At 45.0% G+C, this 11,439-nt stretch carries 13 protein-coding genes and 1 tRNA gene; 7 read left to right on the top strand and 7 right to left on the bottom strand.

The features are described 5' to 3' along the window. Nucleotides 1-80 precede the first annotated feature (80 nt). Nucleotides 81-1,220 carry a tRNA epoxyqueuosine(34) reductase QueG gene (gene queG / locus WH43_RS06850; RefSeq protein WP_053423886.1) on the top strand — a complete coding sequence of 380 codons (1,140 nt, stop codon included), beginning with the start codon at nt 81-83 and terminating at the stop codon, nt 1,218-1,220. Here queG and WH43_RS06845 read toward each other — a convergent pair. The 4 genes from WH43_RS06845 to orn form a co-directional block, all read right to left on the bottom strand. After that, a complete protein-coding gene (locus WH43_RS06845) occupies nt 1,189-1,392 on the bottom strand; it encodes a DUF1289 domain-containing protein (protein ID WP_082335707.1) in 204 nt (67 codons plus the stop codon). The two genes, queG and WH43_RS06845, sit on opposite strands and share 32 nt — an antisense overlap. Nucleotides 1,393-1,444: 52 nt before the next feature. Further along, nucleotides 1,445-1,939, bottom strand: coding sequence for a DUF4442 domain-containing protein (locus WH43_RS06840; RefSeq protein ID WP_053423885.1), 495 nt, complete (start codon nt 1,937-1,939; stop codon nt 1,445-1,447). Nucleotides 1,940-2,063: 124 nt separating this feature from the next. Further along, nucleotides 2,064-2,139, bottom strand: a tRNA-Gly gene (locus tag WH43_RS06835). Between the two features lie 129 nt (nt 2,140-2,268). After that, entirely contained in the window at nt 2,269-2,820 is a 552-nt protein-coding gene (gene orn, locus WH43_RS06830; RefSeq protein ID WP_053423884.1) for an oligoribonuclease, read from the bottom strand. A 129-nt stretch (nt 2,821-2,949) separates the two neighbouring features. Here orn and rsgA point away from each other — a divergent pair, with 129 nt between their 5' ends. From rsgA to WH43_RS06815, 3 genes are all read left to right on the top strand, one after another. Next, nucleotides 2,950-3,993 carry a small ribosomal subunit biogenesis GTPase RsgA gene (gene rsgA, locus WH43_RS06825; RefSeq protein ID WP_053423883.1) on the top strand — a complete coding sequence of 348 codons (1,044 nt, stop codon included), beginning with the start codon at nt 2,950-2,952 and terminating at the stop codon, nt 3,991-3,993. A gap of 14 nt (nt 3,994-4,007) precedes the next feature. Further along, nucleotides 4,008-4,874, top strand: coding sequence for an archaetidylserine decarboxylase (gene asd / locus WH43_RS06820; protein ID WP_053423882.1), 867 nt, complete (start codon nt 4,008-4,010; stop codon nt 4,872-4,874). 73 nt (nt 4,875-4,947) lie between these two features. Further along, the gene (locus WH43_RS06815) at nt 4,948-5,631 is read left to right on the top strand and encodes a glycerophosphodiester phosphodiesterase (RefSeq protein WP_053423881.1); all 684 of its coding nucleotides are present in this window, start codon (nt 4,948-4,950) and stop codon (nt 5,629-5,631) included. 13 nt (nt 5,632-5,644) lie between these two features. Here WH43_RS06815 and WH43_RS06810 read toward each other — a convergent pair whose 3' ends face one another. Next, nucleotides 5,645-6,040 carry a MerC domain-containing protein gene (locus WH43_RS06810; RefSeq protein ID WP_053423880.1) on the bottom strand — a complete coding sequence of 132 codons (396 nt, stop codon included), beginning with the start codon at nt 6,038-6,040 and terminating at the stop codon, nt 5,645-5,647. A 164-nt stretch (nt 6,041-6,204) separates the two neighbouring features. Between WH43_RS06810 and WH43_RS06805 the strand changes: the two genes are divergently transcribed. Further along, a complete protein-coding gene (locus WH43_RS06805) occupies nt 6,205-6,513 on the top strand; it encodes a hypothetical protein (protein ID WP_053423879.1) in 309 nt (102 codons plus the stop codon). A gap of 83 nt (nt 6,514-6,596) precedes the next feature. Continuing rightward, entirely contained in the window at nt 6,597-6,896 is a 300-nt protein-coding gene (locus WH43_RS06800; protein WP_053423878.1) for a hypothetical protein, read from the top strand. Here WH43_RS06800 and WH43_RS06795 read toward each other — a convergent pair. Together WH43_RS06795 and typA are read right to left on the bottom strand one after the other, a co-directional pair. After that, a complete protein-coding gene (locus tag WH43_RS06795; RefSeq protein WP_053423877.1) occupies nt 6,883-7,416 on the bottom strand; it encodes a DUF3016 domain-containing protein in 534 nt (177 codons plus the stop codon). The genes WH43_RS06800 and WH43_RS06795 overlap by 14 nt on opposite strands. A gap of 237 nt (nt 7,417-7,653) precedes the next feature. Continuing rightward, a complete protein-coding gene (gene typA / locus WH43_RS06790) occupies nt 7,654-9,486 on the bottom strand; it encodes a translational GTPase TypA (RefSeq protein ID WP_053423876.1) in 1,833 nt (610 codons plus the stop codon). A gap of 439 nt (nt 9,487-9,925) precedes the next feature. Between typA and glnA the strand changes: the two genes are divergently transcribed. Beyond that, nucleotides 9,926-11,335, top strand: coding sequence for a glutamate--ammonia ligase (gene glnA, locus WH43_RS06785; protein WP_053423875.1), 1,410 nt, complete (start codon nt 9,926-9,928; stop codon nt 11,333-11,335). Nucleotides 11,336-11,439 lie beyond the last annotated feature (104 nt).

The raw sequence follows: 11,439 nt of genomic DNA, 5'->3' as shown, positions 1-11,439 counted from the left end.
AACAGGAAGTATAAAGGTCAAAGCAAAAACCTGAGTGGCTTTTATGTTAAAGTGCGCAGCGAATAGTAGTGGATCTCAGTATGACCAACAGCATCAATTGGCAGCAGCTTGCAGAGCAAATTAAAGTATGGGGCCAGCAACTCGGCTTCCAACAAATAGGTATAACCGATACGGATCTAACATCGGAAGAACCTAAATTACAGCAATGGCTGGATGCGGGTTATCATGGTGAGATGGACTACATGGCTGCTCATGGTATGAAAAGAGCGAGGCCTGCTGAATTACATCCAGGCACTATTCGGGTGATCAGCGTACGAATGGATTACTTGCCAGAGCATGCACAGTTTGCCGCCAATCTGGCCGATCCTTCAATGGCCTACATCAGCCGTTACGCGCTAGGGCGCGATTACCATAAGCTCATTCGTAACCGATTAAAACAGTTGGGCGAACGGATAGAAAAAGAGTTGGGAGCATTAGGTTTCCGACCTTTTGTTGATTCGGCTCCTATTCTGGAGCGGCCGCTTGCAGTCAAAGCTGGCCTTGGTTGGCAAGGTAAACATAGTCTGGTGTTGAATCAGGATGCTGGTTCCTGGTTTTTCCTCGGCGAATTGCTGGTTGATATTCCGCTGCCTGTCGACGCTGTACATACAGGAGACTGCGGCTCTTGTGTGGCTTGCATCACTATTTGTCCGACTCAGGCTATAGTAGCGCCTTACACAGTGGATGCCAGACGCTGTATTTCTTATCTGACGATAGAGCTGCAAGGTGCTATTCCAGAAGAGTTCCGGCCTTTGCTTGGCAATCGCATTTATGGTTGTGATGATTGCCAACTGGTATGCCCTGTTAACAGAGCAGCGGATACTACCCATGAGCAAGACTTTCAGCGCAGACCACAGTGGCTGAATACATCTTTGCTGGATTTATGGCGCTGGACTGAAACTGAATTTTTAAACTACACAGAAGGTTCTGCGATTCGCCGTATAGGTTATCAACGCTGGCAACGCAATATTGCTGTCGCTTTGGGTAACGCACCTTTTGATCCTACTATTGTCGACGCGTTAGAACAGCAACTGGCGTTAGCCTCTGAGTTGGTGGCAGAGCATATTCAGTGGGCTTTAAGACAGCAGCAGAATAAAAGTCTGTTACAGCAAAATTTATTGAGTCGCCAGACCGACCGTTTAGTTCGGGTTATTCAGAAGGGTCTACCGCGCGATGCTTAAGATCAAACTGAGGCTTTGCAGCCAAACGCAGCTGCGCGTCTTGTAAAATTTGCAGTTTCTGAGTCCGATCCGCGGTATGCCAGTCTTTAATCTCCTGCAAAGTGCGACCACAGCCCAAACAAACATCAGAGTGATTTAAACAGCAAATGCGGTTACAGGGTGATGCAGGCATAGAAGTCTCCGTTATTAAATTCATCATAGCCTGCCAACTAACTATCCAAACTTTATTTTCTCTGTTTAGGCACCCAGGCCCAGACAAACTCTGCGATGACAGGCTCCACATTCAGCTCATCAGTAATTTTCACCAACATAGTGATCTCGCCTTTTTCTGTGTCACGAATGCACTGAATTTGTTCATCCGTCAGTGAGGTCGTTGCCACCAGCTTGCCTGTCGCTCTTTTGACATAGTTCAGCTGCATCGACTTTAACAGCGGAATACGATCGTCAGCCACATGCAAACCGACTAAAAAACCACTGGCTGATTCCCCCAGCAAAGCCATAGCAGCAGCGTGCACAGAACCTATATGGTTTTGTACTTTGGTCTTGTTCGCCAAGCTTAATTGCGCCTGTTGAAAATTTAACAAATCAACTTTGACCGAGGCAGTACCAGCAAATTTCACAGCTTTACCAAACAATAAAGTCAGCAGAGGAGAACGTAACCAAGGCGAGTAGTGATTGATTTTGGTCACATAACGGCCGAGTTTATTAATGGCTTTCATACTGGTCTTACCTGTAAGTTTTAGTCAGGCAAAGATAGCAGCAATAAAATCCGCCAGCAAGTTGAGTTCAAGGCAAAAGAGTAAGTTTTAGATTTAAGAAGAAAATAGAAAATGGAGTAAAACTTGGAGCGGGCAACGAGGCTCGAACTCGTGACCTCGACCTTGGCAAGGTCGCGCTCTACCAACTGAGCTATGCCCGCATCCTGTTTTTTGGTAACCAGTACTCTTTATCTTGGTTATAAAGAAGATTACTAAAAACACCGCTTCAATCGATTTTTCGTTCGAAGCGGCGCGCATTTTACAAAATTCCTTGGCCTTTGCAAGAGATTTTATTCAGGAATTTTGAAAAAATGTTTTTTATAAACTGCTAATTCCGCAATAGATTCCCGAATATCATCAAGAGCTAAATGACTTGATGACTTTTTAACCAGCTTAGTCACTTCCGGGTACCATCTTCTCGCTAGCTCTTTCACTGTGCTGACATCCAGGTTGCGATAGTGGAAAAAAGCCTCAAATTCCGGCGCATACTTGACTAGAAAGCGTCTGTCCTGGCCAATGCTGTTGCCACACATAGGTGATTTGCCTGCAGGCACATAATCAGAAAGGAAGCTGATGGTCTGTGCCATAGCATCTGCTAATTCAACTTCACTTTCCAGACAACGCTTGGTCAAACCACTTTTACCGTGAGTTTCAGTACACCATGCATCCATGCCGTCTAATACAGCTTTAGGTGTTTTAATAGCAAATACAGGACCTTCAGCCAGTATATTCAGTTGGCTATCGGTGACTATAGTAGCCATTTCTAAAATGACATCCTGTTCCGGATCCAAACCAGTCATTTCCAGATCGATCCACACCAGATTATTCTCATTGCTCGCCATGCTTTATACCCTAGGTAATATGCAGCCAGTATTGCTGCTTTGTAACTTGCCCGAATAGCGGTATCATACTATGCCTTAAGCAAAGTAAAAACCGCCGTAGTCAGGCAACAGTAAAGACACAAGGCCCCAGTGACCAAGAAAAAGCATCTCAATCAACGCCAGCATCAACGTATAGCCGCCAATCAGGATCGTCGTTTAGCCAGGGCTCAGAATAAAACCAACAAACCAGAGCTGGATTCTGACTTATTGACTGAAGCTGAACATGGCTTAGTGATCAGTCGTTTTGGCCAACATGCCGATATTGAAGATAGCTCAGGCCAGATCTTTCGTTGCAATATCCGCCGCACTGTTAACTCTCTGGTGACAGGTGACAAAGTGGTGTTTCGCCGCACTAAAGTGCCAGGCGGTGGCCCAGAAGGTGTTGTCGAAGCTGTTGCTGAGCGCGAATCCGTATTACTGCGTCCTGACTTTTATGATGGTTTAAAACCTGTAGCTGCCAATATAGATTTGATGATTATTGTCTCTGCGGTTTTACCTGCGTTTTCGCTGAATATTGTCGACCGCTATTTAATAGCGGCCGAAGCTATGCATATTAAACCTTTGTTATTGTTGAATAAAATTGATTTATTAACGGAAGAGCAACGTGCTGAAGTCGATCAGCAACTAGCGATTTATCAAAAGATTGGTTACGAATTTTTATTACTCAGTGCCAAAACCGGCGAAGGCACTGCTCAGCTGGATGCCTACCTGAAACAAGGTGTTAGTATTTTTGTTGGTCAGTCAGGGGTAGGAAAATCCTCTTTAGTAAATAACCTGTTGCCGGATATTTCCGCCGAAACCCGCGAAGTGTCGGAGAATTCTGGTTTAGGCCAACATACCACCACTACGGCTCGTTTGTACCACCTGCCTGACGGCGGCGATCTGATTGATTCGCCCGGTATCCGCGAATTTGCCTTGTGGCATTTGGAGCCTGAGCAAATAGCTTTAGGTTATCCTGAGTTTAAAGACTGGCTTGGCCGCTGCAAATTCCGTGATTGTAAGCATTTAAACGATCCGGGCTGTGCCTTACAGCACGCTGTCAGTATCGGTGAAATTCACCCGGAACGTTTTGCTAATTACCATAAAATCTTGCTGAGTATGGCGCAGGATAAACCGAATTATTTTCAACCCTGAGGTTTAAATCCACTATGGATCAAGTCAAAATCGCATTGCAATACGTAATGCCAAAGCATTTACTGTCCCGTCTTGTTGGCTATTTGGCAGCAGCACGTTTAGGTTTTATCAGCCATGCGCTGATTAATCTGTTTATCAAAGCCTATAAAATTAATATGGCTGAAGCTAAATTTGAAAAGGCTTCGGATTACGCCAGCTTTAACGAGTTTTTTACCCGTCCGTTAAAAGATGGCTTACGTCCTGTCGATACCGACGATGATGTGGTTTGCCAGCCGGTAGACGGTGCGATCAGTCAGTTAGGTGATATCGTCGATGGTAAGTTAATTCAGGCGAAGAACCACAATTATTCATTGCAAGCCTTATTAGGCGGTGATGCGGCGACGTCAGCGCCTTACGCCGGCGGTAAATTCGCTACTATTTATTTAGCCCCTAAAGATTATCACCGTATTCATATGCCTATCAAAGGCACCTTACGTGAAATGATTTATGTACCGGGAGAGTTGTTTTCAGTGAATCCGCTGACAGCCGAAAACGTGCCGGATTTATTCGCTCGCAACGAACGAGTAGTCACGATTTTTGATACTGAACTGGGCCCTATGGCTTTGGTATTAGTAGGCGCGACTATAGTGGCCAGTATTGAAACCGTCTGGGCCGGCACTGTAACTCCACCTGCTGGTAAAGATGTCTTCCGCTGGATTTATCCCGCCGCAGGACCACAAGCTGTTACTTTAGACAAAGGTGCTGAAATGGGTCGCTTTAAATTAGGATCCACAGTGATCCTGGCGTTCCAGGCCGGTCAAATTGAGTTTACAGACAAGCAATACCCAACAGCGGTGACACGCATGGGCGAGCCTTTTGCCGAGATAGTCTCTAAAGGTTAGATGATAGAAAGCAGAGCCCGGTCTCTGCTTTTTTTATTCCTCAGAGTTTTGTGTCTGGCGACGGAGAATATTAATGCAAATTTTTGCCCATCGTGGGGCCAGTGGCTCTTATCCGGAAAATACCTTGCTGGCGATAGAGCAAGCTCTGTTGGCAAAAGCGGATGGCATTGAAATTGACGTGTTTTGTGTCGAAAACGAGCTGGTGGTGATCCACGACGAAGATGTCAGCCGCACCACCAATGGTACAGGCTTACTGCACAATTTTACGTTGCAACAATTACAACAACTGGATGCTGGTTCAGGCCAACAAGTTCCTACCTTATGGCAGGTACTGCAACTAGTGAACAACCAGGCCTTATTGAATATTGAGCTGAAAGGTGCAGACACAGCTGAGCCATTAGTAGCCCTGCTTAAAAAAGCGGAAACAGAACTTGGCACAAAGCCGGACAAACTGCTGATTTCTTCTTTTAACCATCATCTGCTGAAACAGATTCAAAACCACAGACCAGATTTAAAACTTGGCGCCTTAACGGCCTCATTACCTCTGGATTATGCCGCCTTTGCATCAGAGCTCGGTGCCTGGTCAGTGCATTGTGATAAAGGTTTTATCAACCAGCAGATGGTACAGGATGCGCATCAACGTGGCTTAAAAGTGCTGGTCTATACAGTGAACGACGCCTGCACAGCGAAAAAACTGCAGCAGTTGGGTGTAGACGGGATTTTTTGTAACTATCCACTGCAAGCCAGAAACTGGTAGCAGGTGATTAAGCTTAATGCTTGTGGCTGTCGCAGCTATGGCATTTATTGCACAGGCGGATATTTAAGATATGCGCCAGTACAACAAAAGAGGCCCCCACAATCAAAATATAGTGCTCGTAGTCGTGGCCAAAAATGTCTTTTTGCCAGTAAATAAAACCACCTAAAAACAGCGAATAAAAAGGGTAAATCTTTTTATGGTAGCGATGAAAACCGGCAAATAGAGTAATAAAACCCAACACCATAGTGATCAATAAAATAATCCGCTCAAAGGCATGGTTGTGCCAGGCACTCAATCCCAATAAAGGCAACACAGGCAATAACACAGGTAGCATAATGCAATGAATAGCACACAAAGACGTGATGGCTATACCTACTTTATCTAATGTATTACGAACCTGACTCAGCACGAATTAACACTCCGATTTTAAAGGAGTGAGATAATATAACAAATCAAAACAAAAACAAACCGCTCTGAGTAATCTTTTCGAACCCTAAGTAAAAAGCTCAGCGACTCAATCGGCATCAGGCGTTGGCTGTGGCATAATGCGGAAAATTTTGGGGAGACACAATCATGGATCAATTACTGGAACAACTGGATCAAAACTTAAAAGATCTGTATCGCCAAGCTTTGGACGCAGACGCGATTTTGGATGACATCCAGCAACAAGGTCATGGCAAGTATCAGACCATTTTTGTTAACGACAAAAGCTTTCAGGTCAGCAGTAACAGATTTATGCCTTATTTAAGTGAAGCAGCTGAGCAAGTAGCAGCTATGCGCCAAACACAGCAGTTTAATACAGCCACTTTACAACGTGTGGTCAAACAAATTCAGTTGCTACACAAAACTCTGGCAGAGTTTCGTCAAGCAATCACAAAATAGCCTGTTTTTTAACTCGCTTATAAAAAATTATTCTAACGACACCAGGCCATTGCACTACTCTAACTTGGTAGAAGGAGTACGCCATGGCCAGCTTAACCACTTCAGTAGACAATATAAAACTGGAAGCACGACAATTTGCGCTTTCCGGCGGTCAAACTCGTTCTAATCCAGGCACTGCTTTAGCCAGACAATTAGAACCCTCGGTACAACAACTTAAACAGCAACAGCTGGCAGAAATTTTGCCTGAGCCACAGCAGCAAAAAGAAGAACCTCGGCAAGACTCAATACGGGTAAGCAGCACGCTGGGAAAAGCGGCTTCCAGTGGTCAATTAAGTCGTGAGGAAGCCATCGCTATTTACAGAGAAATAGCTAACCTTTTGTAGTCGTATTTTGTTGATAAGAAGCAACTACAGGCATTAGAGTCTCTTTAAACCAACGTTCCAGCATCACCCTTTCATGTTCCAACGGACGATCGGCACGTACATTGCTGATCCGGTTCATAAAGCCCATGTCTTTGAGCTTTACATCTTTTTCTTCTGCCACTACAACCTTGTTTTGGTCAAGCAATGTGTAGCTAAAATTGACTCTTGGGATAAAAATATCCTTGATCACGCGGATCTGTTGCCCTGTCTGAGTCATCATATGATTCACGTCTCCCGCCAAATCTATATCGGTGACCACGACAGTCCAGCTGAAACCTTCAGGTAATTGTTTAGCCAAATCAGCAAATATTTTATCGAAGCTAGCCATAGTGCGTTTTTCATAGCTACCCCGAGGTTCGTTGGCTGGTTTCATGTCCGTAAACTTTTTATAGTCCTTGTATTCAACCTTTACTTCTGCGGCTGCAGCGGCTGTGATAACCAGCATAGAAAGCATCAATACACCAGATTTAATAAAACGCATAACTCACCTCTTTTCGTTTCTGGCAACCACTGATCAATCCCACCTATTGCGAGAGGGCAGTGACGCTAAATCTACTGCTACCAATATAGCTCAGTATCTTAGTTTGCCGAAGTGATTAATTGTGCGTAAAAGTGTTCAGATGTAACAGCTTACTGACATCAGCTGAGGTTCAACGTCCGCTTCCCCTCAAACAAAAAAACCGCCTTGTGGCGGTTTTTTTACTCTTAAACGACGTTATTAACCGGCACGGCCAGCACGTTTACGGTCGTTTTCCGTTAAGTGACGTTTACGGATACGAATAGATAATGGCGTTACTTCCACCAGTTCATCGTCATCAATAAATTCCAGAGCCTGTTCCAAAGCGTAACGGATTGGTGGAACCAGGTTGATGGCTTCGTCAGTACCAGAAGCACGTACGTTAGTTAACTGTTTGCCTTTTAAGCAGTTTACAGTTAAATCGTTGCTACGGCTGTGGATACCAATGACCTGACCTTCGTACACTTCTTCGGCGTGACCGATAAACATACGACCACGTTCCTGCAAAGAGAAAATGGCGTAACCAGCAGCTTTACCCGTCGCGTTAGAAATCAACACGCCGTTCATACGCTGGCCGATAGTACCGCCTTTGTATGGACCGTAGCAGTCGAAGCTGTGGTACATCAGACCAGTACCAGAAGTTAAAGTCATAAATTCTGTACGGAAACCAATTAAACCGCGGCTTGGCATATTAAAGTCCATACGGATACGGCCTTTACCATCCGGTTGCATATTGGTCAGGTCAGCTTTACGCTCACCCATTTTTTCCATGATAGAACCCTGGTGCTGTTCTTCCACGTCAATGGTGACGTTTTCCATTGGTTCGGTTTTCACACCGTCTTCGACGCGCATGATCACTTCTGGACGAGATACGGCCAGTTCAAAACCTTCACGACGCATGTTTTCGATTAACACGCCTAAGTGCAATTCACCACGGCCTGATACTTTGAACTTGTCACCGTCTTCTGTTTCTTCAACACGTAAAGCTACGTTGTGTTTCAGTTCAGCATTCAAGCGATCCAAAATCTGACGTGAAGTAACAAACTTACCTTCTTTACCTGCAAATGGAGAGGTATTGACCTGGAAGGTCATAGTCACTGTCGGCTCGTCAACTTGCAGCGCTGGTAATGGTTCCAGATTGTTTGGAGCACAAATGGTATCGGAGATTTTTAACTCGCCTAAACCAGTGAACGCAACTATGTCACCCGCGTTGGCTTCAGTGGCTTCAATACGCTCCAGTCCTAAGTAACCAAAAACCTGACCTACTTTCGCATTACGCTTAGTACCATCGGCACCCAAAACTGTCACTTGCTGGTTTGGCTTTAAAGTACCGCGCTTGATACGACCGATACCGATGATGCCTAAGTAGCTTGAGTAATCCAGCTGAGAGACCTGAATTTGAGTATCACCATCCAGCTCAACAGCTGGTGGAGCTACGTGCTCAACAATAGCGGCGAACAAATCGTTGATATCTGTTTTTGGCTCGTTGTAATCAAGAGTCGCCCAACCATTGATAGCTGATGCGTAAACGATAGGGAAATCTAACTGCTCGTCAGTTGCGCCTAAGTTGTCAAACAGGTCAAATACCTGGTCAATAACCCAATCAGGACGTGCACCCGGACGGTCAATTTTATTCACAACTACAATAGGCTTTAAACCGTGAGCGAAGGCTTTTTGAGTAACGAAACGCGTTTGTGGCATCGGGCCTTCAACAGCGTCAACTAATAACAATACAGAGTCAGCCATAGACAATACACGCTCAACCTCACCACCGAAATCGGCGTGGCCCGGTGTGTCCAGAATGTTGATGTGGTAGCCATTCCAGCGTACTGAGGTATTTTTTGCCAAAATGGTTATTCCACGCTCAGATTCCTGGGCGTTGGAGTCCATCACGCGTTCTTGTAATTTAGCTCTGGAGTCAAAAGTGCCTGATTGTTGTAGTAACTTGTCAACTAAAGTTGTTTTACCATGGTCAACGTGCGCGATAATGGCGATATTACGCAGTTTTTCTATTGCTGAAGCGGTTCCGCTCATTGATATTTCCTCTGTGGCACTAGCTGACCATAAACCTGATTACTAGGCATTGACTAAAAGTTGTTCGAATTCAAGGGCGCGTATTCTACTCTGTTTTTGTACAGAAAGAAAAAAATAACTTTGATCTTCGGTAGCTTTTTTTAAAACTATGTAACCAAACGAGTTATTTCAACGCTTTTAGGTGACAGTGCGATGAAACTTGCTATTTTAAGTCAAAGCACCAAGCTGGGGCTCTTGCTTCACAATGAGGCAACATTGCACCAAATTAATGCAAACCCTAATTTAGGCCTGAACAAAAAATAATAAAAGACTATAAAAATCAACACCATAAATATATGGCACAAGAATAGCATCTCATTATGCAAAGCTTTGGCCTAAGCCAGCATTATAAAAACAGGTGCTCGATCGCACCCGTCAACAGCACAAACCGGAGGAATGCATGTCTGCATCTAAAGTACTGAGTTTTATCAAAGAGAACGACGTAAGATTTGTTGATTTACGCTTTACAGATACCAAAGGTAAAGAGCAACACGTTACTATTCCTGCCAGCCAGATCAACGAAGATTTCTTTGAAGACGGCAAAATGTTTGACGGCTCTTCCATTGCAGGCTGGAAAGGCATTAATGACTCAGACATGATCCTGATGCCTCAGGCAGACACCATGTTACTGGACCCGTTCTCTGAAGAAACCACAATAAACATTACCTGTGACGTGATCGAACCAAGCACTATGCAAGGTTACGAACGCTGCCCGCGTTCTATTGCTAAACGTGCCGAAGAGTACCTGAAGTCTACCGGTATTGCTGACACTGTCTTGTTTGGACCTGAACCAGAATGGTTTATGTTTGACGACGTACGTTTCAAAAATACGATGTCTACAGCTTTCTTCGCTATCGATTCTGCTGAAGCTGCATGGAACTCGGATAAAGTATACGAAGGCGGTAACAAAGCGCACCGTCCTGGCGTAAAAGGCGGTTACTTCCCGGTACCACCAGTAGACCAACACCACGATATCCGTAGCGCCATGTGTGTGGTACTGGAAGAAATGGGCCAGACTGTTGAAGCACACCACCATGAAGTTGCTACTGCTGGTCAGAACGAAATCGCAACTCGTTTCAATACGTTAACTAAAAAAGCTGACGAAACTCAGGTTTTAAAATACGTGATTCACAACGTTGCTAACCTGTACGGTAAAACTGTGACCTTTATGCCAAAACCTCTGGTTGGTGATAACGGTTCAGGTATGCACTGCCACCAGTCATTAGCAAAAGACGGTGTAAACCTGTTTGCTGGTGATAAATATGCGGGTTTATCAGAAACTGCCCTGTACTACATTGGCGGTATCATCAAGCACGCGAAAGCAATCAATGCCTTCACTAACCCTTCTACGAACTCGTACAAGCGTTTAGTGCCACATTTCGAAGCACCAGTAATGCTGGCTTACTCAGCCCGTAACCGTTCAGCGTCCATCCGTATTCCACTGGTACCAAGTGCGAAAGCACGTCGTATTGAAGTGCGTTTCCCGGATCCGGCGGCTAACCCGTACCTGGCATTTGTTGCTCAGTTAATGGCTGGTTTAGATGGTATTCAGAACAAGATCCACCCAGGCGATGCCATGGATAAAGACTTGTATGACCTGCCACCAGAAGAAGAAGCACTGATCCCTCAGGTCTGTGGTTCTTTAGACGAAGCTCTGGATGCACTGGATGCAAACCGCGCTATCTTCACTAAAGGCGGCGTCATGTCTGACGCAATGATCGATGCGTACATCGAACTGAAACGCGCTGAAGCTAAACGTGTTTCTGTCGCAGTTCACCCACTGGAATACGAACTGTACTACAGCGTTTAATACCGCTTGTAAGATGCCTGAAAACCCGCGCCTGTCGCGGGTTTTTCTTTTTCAGCTATTTGAGATCCTATTAAGGACAGATTAGAGTGAAGAAAGGCCTCTCT

It is taken from the genome of Rheinheimera sp. KL1 (assembly GCF_001275035.1).
GTDB classification, from domain to species: Bacteria; Pseudomonadota; Gammaproteobacteria; order Enterobacterales; family Alteromonadaceae; genus Pararheinheimera; species Pararheinheimera tangshanensis.
This window is presented reverse-complemented; position numbering and strand designations above follow the sequence as displayed.

Coding starts and splice junctions, on each gene's coding strand:
- asd (WP_053423882.1), top strand. CDS start 4,008: ATGGATCAAGTCAAAATCGCATTGCAATACGTAATGCCAAAGCATTTA.
- WH43_RS06795 (WP_053423877.1), bottom strand. CDS start 7,416: ATGCGTTTTATTAAATCTGGTGTATTGATGCTTTCTATGCTGGTTATC.
- typA (WP_053423876.1), bottom strand. CDS start 9,486: ATGAGCGGAACCGCTTCAGCAATAGAAAAACTGCGTAATATCGCCATT.
- WH43_RS06840 (WP_053423885.1), bottom strand. CDS start 1,939: ATGAAAGCCATTAATAAACTCGGCCGTTATGTGACCAAAATCAATCAC.
- queG (WP_053423886.1), top strand. CDS start 81: ATGACCAACAGCATCAATTGGCAGCAGCTTGCAGAGCAAATTAAAGTA.
- WH43_RS06815 (WP_053423881.1), top strand. CDS start 4,948: ATGCAAATTTTTGCCCATCGTGGGGCCAGTGGCTCTTATCCGGAAAAT.
- glnA (WP_053423875.1), top strand. CDS start 9,926: ATGTCTGCATCTAAAGTACTGAGTTTTATCAAAGAGAACGACGTAAGA.
- orn (WP_053423884.1), bottom strand. CDS start 2,820: ATGGCGAGCAATGAGAATAATCTGGTGTGGATCGATCTGGAAATGACT.
- WH43_RS06805 (WP_053423879.1), top strand. CDS start 6,205: ATGGATCAATTACTGGAACAACTGGATCAAAACTTAAAAGATCTGTAT.
- WH43_RS06845 (WP_082335707.1), bottom strand. CDS start 1,392: ATGCCTGCATCACCCTGTAACCGCATTTGCTGTTTAAATCACTCTGAT.
- WH43_RS06800 (WP_053423878.1), top strand. CDS start 6,597: ATGGCCAGCTTAACCACTTCAGTAGACAATATAAAACTGGAAGCACGA.